Source organism: Caulobacter flavus (assembly GCF_003722335.1).
GTDB lineage: Bacteria > Pseudomonadota > Alphaproteobacteria > Caulobacterales > Caulobacteraceae > Caulobacter > Caulobacter flavus.
On record NZ_CP026100.1, the window covers coordinates 827,800 to 844,972 of the forward strand.

General features: G+C 71.4%; 15 protein-coding genes. 12 read left to right on the forward strand and 3 right to left on the reverse strand.

What is annotated here, in order from left to right:
- The first annotated feature begins 128 nt into the window (after positions 1 to 128).
- Genes C1707_RS04010 through C1707_RS04030 form a run of 5 tightly spaced genes read left to right on the forward strand, consistent with a single transcriptional unit; the run spans position 129 to position 4,283 of the window.
- On the forward strand, positions 129 to 641 hold the full coding sequence (locus tag C1707_RS04010; RefSeq protein WP_101712830.1) for a SixA phosphatase family protein: 513 nt from the start codon (positions 129 to 131) through the stop codon (positions 639 to 641).
- Positions 638 to 976: a DUF952 domain-containing protein gene (locus C1707_RS04015; RefSeq protein ID WP_101712816.1), complete on the forward strand. Its 339-nt coding sequence runs from the start codon at positions 638 to 640 to the stop codon at positions 974 to 976. Before C1707_RS04010 ends, C1707_RS04015 begins: the two co-directional genes overlap by 4 nt.
- Complete coding sequence (locus C1707_RS04020) at positions 976 to 2,043, forward strand: quinone-dependent dihydroorotate dehydrogenase (RefSeq protein WP_101712817.1); 1,068 nt, start codon at positions 976 to 978, stop codon at positions 2,041 to 2,043. Before C1707_RS04015 ends, C1707_RS04020 begins: the two co-directional genes overlap by 1 nt.
- Entirely contained in the window at positions 2,040 to 2,774 is a 735-nt protein-coding gene (locus C1707_RS04025; RefSeq protein WP_101712818.1) for a TVP38/TMEM64 family protein, read from the forward strand. The genes C1707_RS04020 and C1707_RS04025 overlap by 4 nt, the downstream gene beginning before the upstream one ends.
- 9 nt (positions 2,775 to 2,783) lie before the next feature.
- The gene (locus tag C1707_RS04030; protein ID WP_101712819.1) at positions 2,784 to 4,283 is read left to right on the forward strand and encodes a sensor histidine kinase; all 1,500 of its coding nucleotides are present in this window, start codon (positions 2,784 to 2,786) and stop codon (positions 4,281 to 4,283) included.
- Positions 4,284 to 4,421: 138 nt separating this feature from the next.
- On the opposite strand, the gene C1707_RS04035 is transcribed toward C1707_RS04030, so the two are convergent.
- Both C1707_RS04035 and C1707_RS04040 read right to left on the reverse strand, forming a co-directional pair.
- Positions 4,422 to 4,616 carry a hypothetical protein gene (locus C1707_RS04035; RefSeq protein WP_101712820.1) on the reverse strand — a complete coding sequence of 65 codons (195 nt, stop codon included), beginning with the start codon at positions 4,614 to 4,616 and terminating at the stop codon, positions 4,422 to 4,424.
- 222 nt (positions 4,617 to 4,838) lie between these two features.
- Positions 4,839 to 6,176 (reverse strand): energy transducer TonB, encoded by a 1,338-nt coding sequence (locus tag C1707_RS04040; protein ID WP_101712821.1) that lies wholly within the window; start codon positions 6,174 to 6,176, stop codon positions 4,839 to 4,841.
- A gap of 143 nt (positions 6,177 to 6,319) precedes the next feature.
- Here C1707_RS04040 and polA point away from each other — a divergent pair, with 143 nt between their 5' ends.
- The 3 genes from polA to C1707_RS04055 all read left to right on the forward strand — a co-directional run bounded on the left by polA (position 6,320) and on the right by C1707_RS04055 (position 12,888).
- Positions 6,320 to 9,226 (forward strand): DNA polymerase I, encoded by a 2,907-nt coding sequence (polA, locus tag C1707_RS04045; protein WP_180896919.1) that lies wholly within the window; start codon positions 6,320 to 6,322, stop codon positions 9,224 to 9,226.
- A gap of 282 nt (positions 9,227 to 9,508) precedes the next feature.
- The gene (locus C1707_RS04050; RefSeq protein ID WP_123170714.1) at positions 9,509 to 11,455 is read left to right on the forward strand and encodes a methyl-accepting chemotaxis protein; all 1,947 of its coding nucleotides are present in this window, start codon (positions 9,509 to 9,511) and stop codon (positions 11,453 to 11,455) included.
- A 131-nt stretch (positions 11,456 to 11,586) separates the two neighbouring features.
- Positions 11,587 to 12,888 (forward strand): ankyrin repeat domain-containing protein, encoded by a 1,302-nt coding sequence (locus C1707_RS04055; RefSeq protein WP_101713626.1) that lies wholly within the window; start codon positions 11,587 to 11,589, stop codon positions 12,886 to 12,888.
- Between the two features lie 2 nt (positions 12,889 to 12,890).
- Here the strand turns inward: C1707_RS04055 and C1707_RS04060 are convergent, their stop codons facing one another.
- Positions 12,891 to 13,631, reverse strand: coding sequence for a LytTR family DNA-binding domain-containing protein (locus C1707_RS04060; protein WP_101713625.1), 741 nt, complete (start codon positions 13,629 to 13,631; stop codon positions 12,891 to 12,893).
- A 138-nt stretch (positions 13,632 to 13,769) separates the two neighbouring features.
- On the opposite strand from C1707_RS04060, the gene C1707_RS04065 reads away from it, so the two are divergent.
- The 4 genes from C1707_RS04065 (at position 13,770) to C1707_RS04080 (ending at position 17,069) form a co-directional block, all read left to right on the forward strand.
- Positions 13,770 to 14,294: a DUF2306 domain-containing protein gene (locus tag C1707_RS04065; RefSeq protein WP_420808229.1), complete on the forward strand. Its 525-nt coding sequence runs from the start codon at positions 13,770 to 13,772 to the stop codon at positions 14,292 to 14,294.
- 53 nt (positions 14,295 to 14,347) lie between these two features.
- Positions 14,348 to 14,818 carry a DUF2141 domain-containing protein gene (locus tag C1707_RS04070; RefSeq protein WP_101713624.1) on the forward strand — a complete coding sequence of 157 codons (471 nt, stop codon included), beginning with the start codon at positions 14,348 to 14,350 and terminating at the stop codon, positions 14,816 to 14,818.
- Between the two features lie 8 nt (positions 14,819 to 14,826).
- A complete protein-coding gene (locus C1707_RS04075; protein ID WP_101713623.1) occupies positions 14,827 to 16,278 on the forward strand; it encodes a carotenoid oxygenase family protein in 1,452 nt (483 codons plus the stop codon).
- 92 nt (positions 16,279 to 16,370) lie between these two features.
- Complete coding sequence (locus C1707_RS04080) at positions 16,371 to 17,069, forward strand: TetR/AcrR family transcriptional regulator (protein ID WP_101713622.1); 699 nt, start codon at positions 16,371 to 16,373, stop codon at positions 17,067 to 17,069.
- The last annotated feature ends 104 nt before the right edge of the window (positions 17,070 to 17,173 follow it).

Below are 17,173 nucleotides of genomic sequence, written 5' to 3' on the forward strand. Positions count from 1 at the left end.
TGGACCGCCTGTCGACGAAGGTGTCAACCATACGCTTTGCGCCCGAGCGACGGGCTCGTATGAGGAGATGGCGAAGACGGCTTTTCCAGCCATTTGCCCCGTCACGAAACCGCTCTATGGAGGGCGTCATGGACCGTCTGATCCTGATGCGCCACGGCAAGGCCGAGCGGCACGCCGCCCAGGGCGGCGACTTCGAGCGCGCGCTGGCCGAGCGCGGCCGCCAGGACGTGGCGCTGATCGCTTCGGCGCTGGCGTCGGAAGGCTTCGCGCCGGACCTGGCTCTGGTCTCGGCCGCCCGCCGCACCCGCGAGACCTGGGAAGCCGCCGCCGGCGCCTTCCCGGGCGCGACCGCCGACGTCCAGCGCAATCTCTATCACGCCGAGGCCCAGGAGGTTCTGGCGGCCGTGCGCGAGGCCGACGCGCCGGCCGGCACGGTGATGGTGGTCGGCCACAATCCGGGCCTGCACGACCTGTCGCTGCGCCTGGCCATGGGAAGCGCCGCCGACCCGGCCGAGCTTTCCAAGCTGCGCAGCCGCTTTCCCACCGCCACGGCGGCGGTCTTCGACATCGACGCGTCCGGCGCCCCGCGGCTGGCGCGCGTCTTCTACGCATCCGAACACGGCGGGCACGGCGGCGAATGACCCTGGTCTACAAGATCCTTCCCAAGGCCCTCTGGGAGGCGGCCAAGGCCGCCGGCCGCTTCGACGGCGCGCCCATCGACCACGCCGACGGCTACATCCACCTGTCGGGCGCCGACCAGGCCCAGGAGACCGCCGCGCTCTACTTCAAGGGCCAGGAAGACCTGCTGCTGGTTGGCTTCGACGCTCAGGCCCTGGGCCCGGACCTGAAGTGGGAAGCCTCGCGCGGCGGAGCCCTGTTCCCGCACCTCTTCCGCAGCATCGATCCATCCGAAGCGGTGTCGGAAAAGCCGCTGTCGCTCGACGCCGACGGCGTGCCGCAACTGGGCCTGTCCTGATGGCCCTGCACGACATCGCCGCCCGCGCCCTGCGCGCACTGGACCCCGAAGACGCCCACGGCTGGGCGATCCGCGGCCTGAAGTGGGGCCTTGGCCCCCGCGACGGCGGCGTCGACGATCCGATCCTCGCCACCAGCGTCGCGGGCCTGCCGCTGGCCAACTGCGTGGGCCTGGCCGCCGGCTTCGACAAGAACGCCGAGGTTCCCGACGCCATGCTGGCCGCGGGCTTCGGCTTCGTGGAGGCCGGCACGGTCACGCCGCTGGCCCAGGCCGGCAATCCGCGCCCGCGCCTGTTCCGCCTGACCGAAGACCAGGCGGTGATCAACCGCATGGGCTTCAACAACGAGGGGCTGGAACCCTTCGCCGCGCGCCTGGCCGCCCGCAAGCACGCTCACGCCGACCGCCTGGGCGTGTTCGGCGCCAACATCGGGGCCAACAAGGACGCGACCGACCGCATCGGCGACTACGTCACGGGCCTCACCCGCCTGTGGGGCCTGTCGGACTACTTCACCGTCAACATCTCCTCGCCCAATACGCCGGGCCTGCGCGCCCTGCAGACCAAGGCCGCGCTCGAGGAACTGCTGGGCCGCCTGGCCGAGGCCCGCGCGGGCCTGAATAAGGACGGCGCCGACTATCCGATCTTCCTCAAGGTCGCGCCCGACCTTGAGGAGGGCGAGGTCGAGGCCATCGTCGAGGCAGTGCTGGCCAGCGGCCTGAACGGCATCATCGTCTCCAACACCACCATCGCCCGCCCCGACACGCTCAAGTCGGCGCAGAAGGGCGAGGGCGGCGGCCTGTCGGGCGCGCCGCTGCGGGTCGCCTCGACCCGGGTGCTGGGCGAGTTTCACGCCATCGCCAGGGGCCGCACGGCCCTGATCGGGGCCGGCGGCATCGCCAGCGGCGCCGACGCCCTGGCCAAGATCAAGGCCGGCGCCTGCGCGGTTCAGCTCTATTCGGCCCTGGTCTACGGCGGCCCGGGCCTGGTGGTCCGTATCAAGAAGGACCTCGCCGCCCGGCTGCGGGCCGAGGGCTTCGCCAGCGTCTCGGACGCGATCGGAACCGCATGACCCCCGACCAGAGCCTGGCCTGGCTGCGACGCTTCGGACCGCTGGCGGTCCTGGCGCTGCTGTTCGTGGCGGCTCTGGCGTCGGGCGTGGCCGGCAAGCTGTCGCTGGAGACCCTGCAGGCCGAGGGCGAGGCCCTGCAGGCCTTCGCCCACGACCATCCGCTGCAGTGCGCACTGGTCTATGTGCTGATCTACGTCGCCACGGTGTCGGTCTCGCTGCCGGGGGCGCTGATCCTGTCGCTCAGCGCCGGCTTCCTGTTCGGGCCGTGGGGCGGCTTCCTGGCCCTGATGGGCGTGACCGGCGGCTCGACCGTGGTCTATGCGGCCTGCCGCACCGCCTTCGGCGACTTCCTGCGCCGCAGGCCGGGCGCCCTGCTGACCCGCGTCGAGGAGGGCTTCAAGGCCGACGCCTTCTCCTACCTGCTGACCCTGCGGCTGATCCCGGCCTTTCCGCTGCTGCTGGTCAACGTCGCCTCGGGCCTGATGCGGATTCCCTTGCGCACCTACCTGCTGGCCTCGGTGCTGGGCATGGCGCCCAGCTCGTTCGTCTATGCCGGGATCGGTTCGGGCCTGGGCCACCTGTTCGCGCAGGGCGATCCGGTGACCCTGGCGACCCTGGCCTCGCCGCGCATCTACATGCCGATCATCGGCCTGGGCGTCCTGGCCCTGATCCCGCCGCTTTGGAAGGCCGCGCGCAGGCGCCGCGTTGCCCCCGTCGCCGACGTGAAGTAACCCAGACGAATGGCCGAACCGGTCACGCCGCCCGCCGCTCCCGACAAGCCGCCCGGAAGACGCCTTCCGTGGCCCGGCGGCCTGTCGGCGCGCCTGCTGCTGCTGACCGCCCTGTTCGTGTTCCTGGCCGGCGCCTTCATCCTGCCGCCGGCCCTGGCCGACCTCGAGAAGCAGTGGCTGCTCGACCGCGTGCGGGCCGCCGAACTGGCCTCGACCATCGCCGACGCCGATCCCGAGCGCCGGGTCACCGACCAGGTCTCCCAGCGCCTGCTCGACCAGGCCGGCGTGGTCATCGTGGCCCTGCAGGTCGACGGCGCGCGCCGCCTGGTGCTGCCCACCGAGCCGCGCGCCATCGAGCAGCCCTACCTCGTCGACCTGCGCGGCCAGAACCCCGGCTCGTGGCTGGCCGCCCCGTTCTTCACCCTGAAGAGCAAACCCGGCAGCCTGGTGCGCGTCATGGCCGAGCCCCGCTTCCGCCAGGAGGCCGAGTTCGTCGAGATCGTGCTGCCCGACGCCCCGCTGAAGGCCCACCTGATCGCCAACTTCTGGCGGCTGGCGGGCGTGACCCTGTTCGCCGCGGGCATGGCCGGCGGCCTGATCTACCTGTCGCTGAACTTCCTGCTGGTGCGGCCGATGCAGCGCATCACCAAGGCCATGGAGCGGTTCCGCGCCGATCCGGAGGATCCGCTGGCCCGGGTCGTCGTCTCGCGCCGCCGCGACGAGATCGGCCGCGCCGAGGCCGAGCTCGACGCCATGCAGACCGACCTGCGCACCGCCCTGCAGGCCAAGGCCCGCCTGGCGGCCCTGGGCGAGGCGGTGGCCAAGATCAATCACGACCTGCGCAACATGCTGACCAGCGCCCAGATGGCGTCCGACCGCCTGGCCGCGCTGGGCGATCCCAAGGTGGCCCAGGCGCTTCCCCGCCTGGAGCGGGCGCTGGACCGCGCCATCACCCTGGCCAGCGACGTCATGGCCTACGGCAAGTCCAAGGAGCCCGCGCCGGTGATCCGCACCGTGGCCCTGCGCGCGGCGCTGGACATGGCGGCCGAGGACTCGGGCCTGACGCCGCAGGGCGTGGCCCTCGAGACGGTGATCGACGCCCGCGAGCAGGTGCAGGCCGATCCCGACCAGCTGCACCGCATCCTCACCAACCTGCTGCGCAACGCCCGCGAGGCCATCGAGGGGACGCCCGATCGCAGCGGCAAGGGCCGGGTGTTCGTGGAACTGCGGCGCGCGGACGGCATGAGCCACCTCAGGCTGTCGGACGACGGCCCCGGCGTGCCGGCCCGGGCGCGGGCCAACCTGTTCCAGCCGTTCGTGGGGTCGGTGCGCCGCGGCGGCACGGGCCTTGGCCTGGCCATCGCCCGCGAGCTGGCCCAGGGCCACGGCGGCGACCTGGCGCTGGTGGAGACGGGTCCCGGCGGCTCGGTGTTCGACCTGACCCTGGCCGGCGCTCCGGAACCGGCGCCGGCGCCCGAAGAGGGCGAACCGGCGAAGTCGAAGCCTTAGCGGAAAGATCCTACGTCCTTCGAGGCCCGCTGCGCGGGCGCCTCAGGATGAGGAGGTCAGGGCAACAACGTCCTCATCCTGAGGAGCGACCCGAAGGGGAGCCTCGAAGGACGCATGGCGCGTCAACGGCTCAAACCTTCAAACCACGTATTGCTTGGGCAGCGGTGCGCCCTGCTCGGCGGGCGCGAGCGGCGCGCGCAGCTCGATCGGCTCGCTCGTCATGGTGTCGGGCGCGGGCGGCGGGGCCAGGACGCCGGTCGCCAGCACGCCGGCGACCACGAGGCTGCAGCTTCCCAGGCCAAGGCCCAGGGCTATGGTCTTCTTCAAGGTCATGCTCAAAAAGTATCCGCGTCGGGGAGGGCGCTTTTACTCACCAGGAACCAAGCCTCTGATGGGCCCTGAGGTTCCCAGGGCTCGCCAGAAGGATCACGTCCGTCTCACGAGCGGACGTGCTTTTGCCTGTAAACCGTCCACAGGTCCAGCATGGGGCGCCTTAAGGGCGATCTCGCCTCATTTGGGCGAACGCCGGTTGTAAAGCGGGGCCTTTTCCGTCGCTCAGGGCTTGGCCGGAGCCGCCGGCGCGGCCGGCGTTTCCTCCGCCTGTTGCTCTTCCGGCGCGTCCTCGAAGCGGATCGGCAGGCGGATGCGCTGGGCGTCCACCGGCTCGCCCTCGGTGGTCCAAGGGTTCATGCGCATGGTGCCCGCCACGATCATGGCCGAGGCGGCGAAGTCGAGGCCGACCGGGTCCTCGCGCACGGCCTGGCAGTCGGTCAGGCGGCCCTCGGCGGTCACCATGCACGAGACGACGCCCAGACCGTTGCGCACGCCCGCCTTGCGCGCCGCCTGCGGGAAGGCCAGGGCCACGGCCTCGGCCTGGGCCATCTGGATCCAGCGCGGCTTGGTCAGCTGCCGACCGCCCGCGCCCGGCGCGCGAAAGCGCACCGGCACGTCGACCTGCACCAGGTTGGCGACCTTGGCGTCGCCCGGCGCCAGCGAGACGACGAAATGCTCGGCCAGCGCCTCGGCCGCCTTGCCGAAGCCCTTGCCCTTGGGGATTTCCGAGATCACGTCGCAGCTCTGCAGGCCGCCGTCGCCCTTAAGCCGACAGCGGATCGCCGCCTGGCCGGTGTCGAGCCCCTCGGCGCCCTTGGGCCAGGCGGCCTCGACCTGGGCCAGGCTCGGGGCGGACTTCCACGGCGGATCGATGATCAACCGTTTCTTGCCCAGCGGCGCGAACCCGCCGTCGGCGATGCCCGCCCAGGCGATGGGCAGGCTGATCTCGCTCTCCACCTTCTGGCCGCCGCGAATCTTGGGGCTCATCCGGAACTGCGGCGACAGCGCCAGGGCCGCGGGGCCGAAGCCCATGCCAGGCGGCGTCTCCGACAGCACCTTGCAGCGGTCCAGGAAGCCCTCGACGGTCACCCGGCACCGGATGCTGGCGCGGCCGTCGACGCCGGCCTTCACCGCCGCCACCGGGAACACGCCGGCCATCTCCTCGGCGGTCGGCTTGCGCATCCAGTCGGGATTGGCGTCGCCCGGCGCCAGGAAGTCGAGCGAGTAGGAAATCTTGCGGCCGACGCTGGAGGCGCCCGCCTCGTCCTTCAGCTTGGCCTTGTAGCGATCGGAAAGGCCGAGGGCCGCGTCGCCGAAGCCCCGGTTCATCGGGTACTCGCTCAGCACCTTGCACTCGGCCAGGGCGCCCTTGTCGGCGACAACGCACTCGACCTCGACCTCGCCGGTGACGGTTGCGCCGGCCGGGAACGCGGCCTTGATCTCGGCCTGCCTGGGCCGGGAGGCGAAGCCCACGCGATCGCCCTCGGCGGCGACGGACGTCGAAGGCAGGACCGCCAGCGCCAGCAGCGCGGCGACGGAACCGGAACGGATGAAAGACACGGAACGCCCCCTCGGGTCACGGGCCCCCGCCCGCTCACTCGACCCCTGGCTGAGCCATAGCCGAGCCTACCGGCGTCAGCAACCGCCCGACGGACGTTCGGCGAGGGTTCCGGCGCGCCACCGATCCCCTTATGTTCGCGCGCATGACCGACGTCGCCGCGCCCGAATCCGCCCAGACCCGTCCGCTCACCCAGGACGGCCCCGCCCTGCGCCTCTTCCTGGTGGACGGCTCGGCCTATCTGTTCCGCGCCTATCACGCCCTGCCGCCCCTGACCCGCAAGAGCGACGGCCTGCCCGTCGGCGCGGTGCAGGGCTTCTGCAACATGCTGTGGAAGCTGATGCGCGACATGCAGGGCGACGCGCCCACGCACCTGGCGGTGATCTGGGACCACTCGGAAAAGACGTTCCGCAACAAGCTGTACGACCAGTACAAGGCCCACCGTCCGCCGCCGCCGGAAGACCTGATCCCGCAGTTCCCGCTGGTGCGCGACGCCACGCGCGCCTTCGGCGTGCCGGCCATCGAGCTGCCCGGCTACGAGGCCGACGACCTGATCGCCGCCTATGCCTGCGCCGCCCGCGACGCCGGCGGCGAGGCCGTCATCGTCTCGTCCGACAAGGATCTGATGCAGCTGGTGGGCGACAGCGTCTCGATGTTCGACCCGATGAAGGGGGTGCGCATCGGACGTAACGAGGTGTTCGAGAAGTTCGGCGTCTATCCCGAGCAGGTGGTCGACGTGCAGTCGCTGTGCGGCGACAGCGTCGACAACGTGCCCGGCGCGCCGGGCATCGGCATCAAGACCGCCGCCCAGCTGATCACCGAATACGGCGACCTCGACACGCTGCTGGCCCGCGCCGGCGAGATCAAGCAGCCCAAGCGCCGCGAGACCCTGATCGCCTTCGCCGACCAGATCCGCCTGTCCAAGGCCCTGGTCACGCTGGACTGCAACACCCCCCTGCCCGAGCCGATGGACGAGCTGGTGGTGCGCGAGCCCGACAAGGCCGTGCTGGCCGCCTTCCTCGACGAGATGGAGTTCCGCACGCTGGCCCGCCGGGTCGGCGACGGCAACGCCGCGGCCGCGCCCCGCACGCTGGAGGCCCGTCCGTCGGACAAGGCCGTCACCGCCCCAGTGACTAGCGTCTCCTACGTCTCGGCCGCCGCCCGCGCCGCGGCCAATCCGGTGGCCGAGCCGGTCGCCATCGACCACGCGTCCTACGTCTGCGTGCGGGACCTGGCCACGCTGCAGGTCTGGATCGACAAGGCGCGCGCCAAGGGGATCGTCGCCTTCGACACCGAGACCGACGCCCTGTCGTCGGCCAACGCCGGCCTGTGCGGCGTGTCGCTGGCCATCGCGCCGGGCGAGGCCTGCTACATCCCCGTCAGCCACGAGGACAAGCCGCAGGATGGCGGCCTGGCCTTCGAGGCGCCCGCCAAGCTGGAGCAGATCTCCGAGGAAGAGGCGCTGGCCGCCCTCAAGCCGCTGCTGGAAGACCCGGCGGTGCTGAAGGTCGCCCAGAACGCCAAGTACGACATCGCCGTGATGGCCCGCCGGGGGATCGCCGTCGCCCCGATCGAGGACACCATGCTGATCAGCTACGTGCTGGAGGCGGGTCTGCACGGCCACGGCATGGACGAGCTGTCGGAACTGTGGCTGGGCCACAAGCCCATCCCGTTCAAGGAAGTGGCGGGCTCCGGAAAGAGCCAGATCAGCTTCAAGCACGTGGCCCTGGACAAGGCCACGGCCTACGCGGCCGAGGACGCCGACGTCACCCTGCGCCTCTACAACGTGCTGCGCCCGCGCCTGGCGGCCGAAGGCCTGCTGACCGTGTACGAGACCCTCGAGCGGCCGATGCCGGGCGTGCTGGCGACGATGGAGAACGACGGCGTCCGCGTCGATCCCGAGACGCTGCGCCGCCTGTCCAACGAGTTCTCGCTGCGCATGGCCGAGTTCGAGGAACAGGCGCAGAAACTTGCCGGCCGCCCGTTCAACCTGGGCAGCCCCAAGCAGATCGGCGACGTGCTGTTCGGCGAGCTGAACCTGAAGGGCGGCAAGAAGACCGCCACTGGCCAGTGGTCGACCGACAGCGACGTGCTTGAGAGCCTGGCCAACGAACACGAGCTGCCGCGCGTGCTGCTCGACTGGCGCCAGCTGAGCAAGCTGAAGGGCACCTACACCGAGAACCTGATCGCCGCGATCAGCGAGCGCACGGGCCGGGTGCACACCTCCTACGCCCTGGCGGCGACCACCACGGGCCGCCTGTCGTCGTCGGACCCCAACCTGCAGAACATCCCGGTCCGCACCGAGGAGGGCCGCAAGATCCGCAAGGCTTTCGTGGCCGCGCCGGGCAAGGTGCTGATCAGCGCCGACTACAGCCAGATCGAACTGCGCCTCTTGGCCCACATCGGCCAGATCCCGCAGCTGCAGCAAGCCTTCCGCGACGGCCTCGACATCCACGCCATGACGGCCTCGGAGATGTTCGACACCCCGATCGAGGGCATGGACCCGCTGATCCGCCGCCGGGCCAAGGCCATCAACTTCGGCATCGTCTATGGCATCAGCGCCTTCGGCCTGGCCAACCAGCTGGGCATCGGCCAGGGCGAGGCCGGGGCCTACATCAAGACCTACTTCGAGCGCTTCCCCGGCATCCAGGCCTATATGGACGCCACCAAGGCCTTCGTTCGCGAGCACGGCTACGTGACCACGATCTTCGGCCGCAAGATCAACATCCCCGACATCCACGCCAAGTCGGTGGGGCAGCGGCAGTTCTCCGAGCGGGCGGCCATCAACGCCCCGATCCAGGGCGCGGCCGCCGACGTCATGCGTCGGGCCATGGCCCGCATGCCCGCCGCCCTGGAAGAGGCGAACCTGGAGGCCCGAATGCTGCTGCAGGTGCACGACGAACTGGTGTTCGAGGCCCCCGAGCACGAGGCCCAGGCCGTCTGCGACGTCGCCCGGCGGGTCATGGAGGGCGCGGCCGAGCCGGCCGTGGCGCTTTCCGTGCCCCTCACGGTCGAGGCCCGCGCGGCTCTGAACTGGGACGAGGCCCACTAAATCCGGTCGCGGACGAAATATTTTTCAGAGGGTGTTTTGTCGCACGCCCGCTCCGCCACAGGTGGAGCGGGCGTCGCCTTATCGACGGTAACCCCTTACACGCCGCAACCCTGGGCGGTTGGAAGCGCTCCGTCGCCGATCGCCGGCATATAACCGCGGTCTCGGGGTGCGACATTCCGCCACGGTACGGTTAATCCCGTGGAAACCGCGATCTCGCCAGAGCTTGCAGCGAGGACGTGTGCTGTCGCGCACATCGTCGGGGCAGATATCCGGAGGCGGGTCGTGCGGTTTGGTGACTTGAAGATTCCCCAGAAGCTGATGGTCGTGTTCGGCGCGATGCTGGCCGCGATCGTGGCCATGGGCGTTACGCTGTTCATCAACCAGCAGGCCTACAAGGGCTCGGTGCAGCGCACGGCCGTGGCGCACGCCAGCCTCCGGGCGGCCGACACCGCCGCCTTCCGCCTGACCCGTCAGGAAAACTCGCTGCGCGGCTTCCTGCTGTCGGGCGACGCCTACTACGTCCAGCGCCTGGAAGAGGCCCACAAGCCCAAGTTCCTGGCCGCCCTTGACGAGCTGCGCAAGCTGGCGGGCGACGACCAGGCCGACCTGGACCGCATCGCCGCCGTCGACGCCGCCTACGCCAACTACCGCGCCCAGGCCATCGAGCCGGCCGAGAAGCTGGGCGCCGATCCGGCGACCCGCGCCCAGGCCATCGACCTGGTCAAGCACGACGGCGTCGCCGACAAGGCCGTCGAGCCGGTCGAGAACGCCATCGAGGCCATCACCACCGACGCCGAGGCCGTCGTCGCCGCCGAGACCGCCGCCCAGGCCGCCGCCTCGCTGCGCAGCACCCTGGTGCTGGCCGGCGGCATCGCCATCGCCCTGGCCGTCGCCGTCGCCGGCGGACTGATGCTGACCGGCGGCATCGCCGCCCCGGTCGCGGCCATGACCACCGCCATGCGCCGCCTGGCCTCGGGCGACAACAGCGTCGCCGTGCCGGCCTCGGGCCGCAAGGACGAGATCGGCGAGATGGCCGGAGCCGTCGCCACCTTCAAGGACGCCGCCATCCACAAGCTGCGCCTGGAAGAGGAAGCCGCCGTCGCCGCCGCCCGCACCGAGCGCGAGCGCGCCGAACGCGAAGCCGAGAAGGCCGCCGAGGCCGAGGTCGACCGCATCGCCATCCACGCCCTGGCCGAGGCCCTGGGCTCGCTGGCCGACGGCGACCTGACCTATCGCATCGACGCCGAGTTCGCTCCCAAGGCCCAGCAGCTGAAGACCGACTTCAACGCCGCCGCCGGCCGCCTGCAGGACGCCCTACGCGGCATCAACGGCGCCACCGGCGGCATCCGCGCCGGTTCGGAAGAGATCGCCCAGGCCTCCGACGACCTGTCGCGCCGCACCGAGCAGCAGGCCGCCAGCCTGGAAGAAACCGCCGCCGCCCTCGACGAGATCACCGCCACGGTCCGCAAGACGGCCGCCGGCGCCAAGGAGGCCTCCAGCGTGGTCGCCGCCGCCCGCGCCGACGCCGAGCGCTCGGGCGCCATCGTCAGCCAGGCCGTCAGCGCCATGACCGAGATCGAGCAGTCCTCGGGCCAGATCGGCAACATCATCGGCGTGATCGACGAGATCGCCTTCCAGACCAACCTCCTGGCCCTGAACGCCGGCGTCGAAGCCGCGCGGGCCGGCGATGCGGGCAAGGGCTTCGCGGTCGTCGCCCAGGAAGTGCGGGCCCTGGCCCAGCGCTCGGCCGAAGCGGCCAAGGAGATCAAGACCCTGATCTCGACCTCCAGCCAGCAGGTCGGTTCGGGCGTGGCCCTGGTCGGCCAGACCGGCGAGGCCCTGCAGCGCATCGTCGACCAGGTCGCCGCCATCGACAGCCTGGTCAACGAGATCGCCGCCTCGGCCACCGAGCAGTCGACCGGCCTGCACCAGGTCAACAGCGCCGTGAACCAGATGGACCAAGTGGTCCAGCAGAACGCCGCCATGGTCGAGGAAGCCACCGCCGCCACCCACTCGCTGAAGGGCGAGACGGGCGAGCTGGCCGCCCTGGTCGGCCGCTTCCGCGTCGGCGGCGAGAGCGCCGCCCGCGCCTCGGCACCGGCCGCCGCGCCGCGCGCCAACCCGGTCCACGCCGCCCAGGCCCGCGCCCAGACCTTCGTCCGCCCGGGCCGCCCCGGCGGCGCGGCGACCGCCGCCGCGACCAAGGTCGACGAGTGGGAAGAGTTCTGAGCCGAAGGGTTCAGCTGAAAGCGGAAAGGGCGGCTCGCGAGGGCCGCCCTTTTTGTTGGCGGGTCGCACCCGCGCAGGTTGCCAAGCTTGGCGTTTGATCGTCCTCTGCGCCCCCAGCTTCAGGGGGCGACGTGAGCCAGCAGACATCCAAGGCCGCGCGCGCCGAACGTCCCCCGTCCGCCATCGGCGACCCCGCCGTTCGCGCCGCCCTGCTGTTCATCGTCCTGGCCGCCGGCGTCGCGATCGCGTTCCTGGCCCTCGCGCGCCTTCGCGACGCCCCGCCGATCAAGGGCCTCGACCGGCCCGAGATCGTGGTGCTGTCCAGCGCGCCCCACAACGACCCGGGCATGACCTACACGGTCGAGATCCATCGCGGCGGCGAGGCGATCTTCCAGGGCGGCCCCGAGGTGCTGCTGCCCGGCCGCCACGTCTACCTGCCGCCTTCCGAAAAGGTAACGGGCCTCTTCGAGGCCATCGACGCGTCCCGCTTCCGCTGGCTGAAGCCGCACTACAGGCTGTGGATCGGCGGCAGCAGCAAGTCCACGCTCTGCCTGCGCCAGGGCAAGGTCGAGAAATGCGTCGACGCCACGGGCGAGGTTTCGCTGGGCGGCGACGGCGCGCCGGGCGAGTTCAACGAAATCCGCTCCCGCGTCCAGGAGACCGCCGAAATCACGCGCTGGCTGCGCGCCGACGAGCAGACCATCGACGTCATGCGCGAACAGGGCATCGATCCACGCTCGGCTGGCGGCCGGAGACTGATGCTGCAGGCGGCCGAATGGATGTCGCCGCAGACCGTCCAGACGCTCGTCGACGCCGGCTTTCCGGTCGACGCCGCCGACAGCCGGCCCGGCTTCAACGAGGCGATGACGCCTGCCGAAATCGCCGCCGGGAAAGGCCGGCACGACGTCCTGCGCGTGCTGCTGGCCGCCGGCGCCCTGAAGGGCAAGCCCGCCTCGCTGCGTCAGGCGGTCGTGGTCGCCGCCGCCCAGTCATGCCGTCTGGAGGCCGTGAAGGTCCTGGGCGACGCCGGCGTGCGGATCGATCCCCAGGCGACGACGTCCGAGGCCTTCATGTGCAATTCGTCGCCCCGCGACGACGTCGCCGTCGCCAAGCTGCTGCTGGCGCAGGGCGTCTCTCCCAACGCGCGGGACGAGGACGGCCACACCCCGCTGTTCCATGCCCTCTCCCCCGATCTGCTTGCACTGCTGCTGAGCAGGGGCGCCGACCCGAACGCCCGCGACAAGTCAGGCGCCGCGCCGCTGCTCTGCGCTCAGGATCAGGCGACCGCCCTGGCCCTGATCAAGGCCGGCGCGAGGATCGACGCGCCGTCGGCGCCGTGCGACCGGGGAGGCCCCGCCACTATCGACGAACTGGCGGCCGCCAAGGTCTGGCCGGAGGTCCAGGCCCGGCTGGCGCAGGGCCGCGCGCGCTAGTCCTAGAACCAGCCCGCTTCGCGCAGGGCCTTGGCGTAGGCGCGGCTGACGGGAGCCTCGGCGCCGCTCGCCAGGGTCAGGACGGCGCGGCCGTCGCCGCGCCTGGCTTCGACCACCGCCGCGCGCGCCACCCACCAGGAGCGGTGGGTCTGGGCGCCCTCGATGCCCTCCAGCTCGGCCACGGCGTCGGACAGGCGCATCAGGATCAGATCCTCGCCCCTGGAGGTGTGCAGGCGCAGATAGTGGTCCTGGGCCTCGACGGCGTGGAGGGTCGCGCCGCGCAGCCTGGGCGGCAGACGCTCCAGGAAGCGGGGCGGCGGCGCCTCGGGCGGGGCGGCGTGGGTCTCGACCGGCTTGCGGGCGACCAGGAAGTTCAGCGCCGTGATCGCCGCGGTGATCACCAGCACCGGCAGGAAGTAGTGCGGCAGGTTGGCCGGGCGCGGCAGGGCGCCGAACATCAGGCTCGACATCGCCCAGACGTAAAGCGTGCCCGGCAGGGCCACGCCCAGGGTGATGGCCGCGCCGCCCACGAACGGCCCCCGCTCGGTCAGGCCGCTGTTCTGCACCGCGCCGCCGACCGCCGCGCCCGCCGCCGCGCCCGACCAGCACAGCACCAGCCAGTAGACGATCCGGATCCACAGCGGCGCGCCGCCGGTGCCGAACGCGCCGGCGAAGGCCAGGAACAGGCCGGCCACCCCCGCCACCACGACGCCGCGTCCATGCCGCGCGACCAGGGCCGCCATTGACGAAGCGCGAACGGCGGCGGGCGGCGATTGGCGAAGGCGAGCCGGCTGCTCACGTAACGGCGATTGAGACACGGCCCCGGCGGCTCCTATCGATCCAGCAACGGCGACGCACCCCGCCGCCGCACGGAGATCAAGATGTCGCAGCCCAACCTGTCAATGCACGACGCCGCCGCCCGCCGCTTTCGGCGCAAGGGCCTGGCCGGGGTGCTCGTCGCCACGGCGATCGCCGCCGCGCCCGTCCTGATGATCCGCAACGGCGTCCACATGCCCAACCTTTCGCTGCTGGCGGCCGCGCCGGTGAAGATCCAGCTCCACGTCGCCGCAGCCCTGACGGCGCTGGCGATCGGCACGGTGCTGATGGTCGGTGTGAAGGGCACGCGCCTGCACCGCACGCTGGGCTGGACCTGGGTGGTCGCCATGGCGACCACCGCCATCAGCTCGCTGTTCATCCGCGAGATGAACCACGGCGCGATGAGCTGGATCCACCTGCTCTCCGGCTGGACGATCGTGGCCCTGCCGATGGCCGTCTACGCCGCCCGCCGGCACAAGGTCCATATGCACCGGCGCTTCATGACCGGCCTGTTCGTCGGCGGCCTGCTGATCGCCGGGGCCTTCACCTTCCTGCCCGGCCGCCTGCTGTGGCGCGTGTTCTTCGGCTGAGCGCGTTGTCGTTGCACAGTCTCCTCCACCCCCGTTTCCCAAGGACCCTTCCGATGCGTCTTCTCCCGCTCTTGGCCTGCGCCGCCGTCCTCGCCGTTCCCGTCGCCGGCCTCTGCCAGGACATCCCCGTCGTTCCCGCGCCGCCCGCCGCCGCGAGCGCCCAGGCCGACGCCAGCCTGGTCGTGACCTTCCCCGCCCTGAAGGCCCACACCGGGGTCCTGCAGGTGGCCGTCTACGACAGCGCCCAGGCCTGGAAGGGCGGCAAGGCGGTGAAGTCGGTGAGCGTGCCCGCGACCGAGGCCGAGCCGACCGTGCGCATCGACCTGCCGGCCGGCGCCTACGCCATCCGCGCCTTCCACGACGTCGACGGCGACGGGCGCCTGGCCACCAATCCCTTCGGCCTGCCGGTCGAACCCTACGGCTTTTCCAACGACGCCAAGGTCAACATGGGCCCGCCGTCCTTCGAGGCCGCCGCCTTCACCGTCACGCCGGGCGAGAACGCCCAGGCCCTGACCCTGCGCTGAGGATATCGATGGACCGCCGCGCCTTTCTCCGCGCCGCCGGCCTGGCCGGCGCCGCCGCCGTGCTCAGCCCCGAGACCGTGTTCGCCGCCGGGGCCGCCGACTGGACCCTGGCCTTCCGGGATGTCGAGGCCGACATCGCGCCGACCCGGCTGACCCGCGTGCGCGGCAAGGCCCCGGCCGGGCTTTCGGGCGCGCTGATCCGCAACGGCCCGGCCAAGTTCCGCCGTCCGGGCGGCTCGGCCGGTCACTGGTTCGACGGCGAAGGCCTGGTGCGCCGGTTCTCGATCCAGGACGGGCAGGCCAGCCTCGCCGCCCGCTTCGTCGACACCCCCAAGCGCCGCGCCGACATCGCGGCGAACGCGATGGTGACCCCGGGCTTTGGCACCAGGGCCGGCCCCGGCGCGACGCTGGGCGGCCCCGACGACGCCAACGGCGCCAACACCTCGGTGATGATGGCCGGCGGCGAGCTTTGGGCCCTGTGGGAGGCCGGCTCGCCCTGCGTCCTCGACCCGGACACGCTGGAGACCAGGGGCTTCAAGACCCTGCGCCCCGACCTCAAGGCCATGCCGTTCCTGGCCCATCCGCGGCGCGAGCCGGACGGCCGGATCTGGAACCTGGGCCTGGCGGGCAAGCACGCCGTCGTCTGGCGGCTGGCGGCCGACGGCGCGCTCGAGGACGCCCAGGTCGTGACCCTGCCGCGCGCCAGCTACATCCACGACTTCACCGCCACCAAGCGCCATCTCGTCATCGTGCTGCAGCCCTGGATCCAGGAGCGGATGGAGATGCCCTACATCTCCAGCATGGCCTGGCGGCCGGAGCTGGGAACCCAGGTGGTGGTGCTCGACAAGGCCGACCTGACCCGAAGCCGGACCTTCGAGCTGCCGCCGTTCTTCTTCTTCCACCTGGGCGACGCCTGGGAGGACGCGAGCGGCGCGATCCGCTTCGACGCCTGCGTCGACGACGATCCGCGCGGCACGGCCTCGGCCGGCGAGCAGCTGCTGCGCGGCGTGCCGTTCACGAACGTGGCCCCGCCGCGCCTGGCGCTGGTGGCCCTGCATGCCGACGGCAAGGCCGAACTGACCCGCTTCGACAGCGTCGCCGAGTTCCCGCGCTCGGACGAGCGGTTCGCGGGCCGCCAGCGTCGCTACAGCGTCCACGCCGCCGTCGGCGAGCCGGGAAAGCCGGTGTTCCACGGCGTGGCGGTGCGCGACTGGAAGACCGGCCGCGAAGAGACCTTCGCCTTCGGCCGCCGCCAGCTGGTCGAGGAGATGGTCTTCGTGCCCCGCCCCGGTTCCAGCGCGGAATTCGACGGCTGGCTGGTCGGCACGAGCCTCGATCTCGACGCCCAGGCCACCGAGCTGCACGCCTTCGACGCCCGCCGCGTGGCCGACGGTCCGCTGGTCACCTGGCGGGCGAACACCGCCTTGCCACTGGGATTCCACGGGATTTTCACGTCCTGACCCCAGCGCCTCGGAACGGCCGCGCTCTTGCCACGGCGCCGGAAGCGGGCCTATCCGAGGAACAACGCAGTTCTCGGAGGGGCCCGCTCGACATGACCGCCGCCAAGACCCGCGCCCGTTCCGGCGGGCGGGGCCGCCCCTCCAAGGCCACCGGCCTGGACCTGAAGGAGACCATCCTCGACGCCGCCGAGGGCCTGTTCGCGCGCCACGGCTTCCATGGCGTGACCACCCGCCAGGTGGCCTCGGAGGCCGGCGTCGACACCGCCCTGATCCACTACTACTTCGGCGCCAAGCGCGAGCTGTTCGACGCGGTCTTCCTGCGCCGGGCCGACATCCTCAACCAGGCCCGCAGCGTCTCGATGAACGCCTATGTCGAGACCTTCGGCGAGCGCATGACGGTGGAGGGCGTGATCACCGCCTTCATCGATCCCCTGCTGCGCATCTCGCAGGAGGGCGGCGGCGGCTGGAAAAGCTACTTCGCCCTGGTGGCCCAGGTGAACAACACCCCAGCCTGGGGCGGCGAGACCATGGCCCGGTTCTTCGATCCCGTCGTCCACCAGCTGGTCGACACGCTGAAGATCGTCCGTCCCGACGCGGAGTATCGCGACCTCTACTGGTGCTACCAGTTCCTGACCGGCTCGATGATGCTGGCCCTGTCGGAGACCGGCCGCATCGACTCGCTGTCGGAAGGCGTCTGCCATTCCAGCGACCTGGAGGCCGTCCGCGCCCGCCTGTTCGCCTATTGCGCCGCCGGGTTCGAGGCCGTCGTGGCCAAGTCCGGCAAGGCGTAGCGCGTGTCCGTCAGCCTGCGGATCACACTTTTCACCACCTGATGAAAAAAGGCTGGCGCAATTCCTCAACCTAGGTGACAGTGCCGTCGAATTCCTGCGGCGGT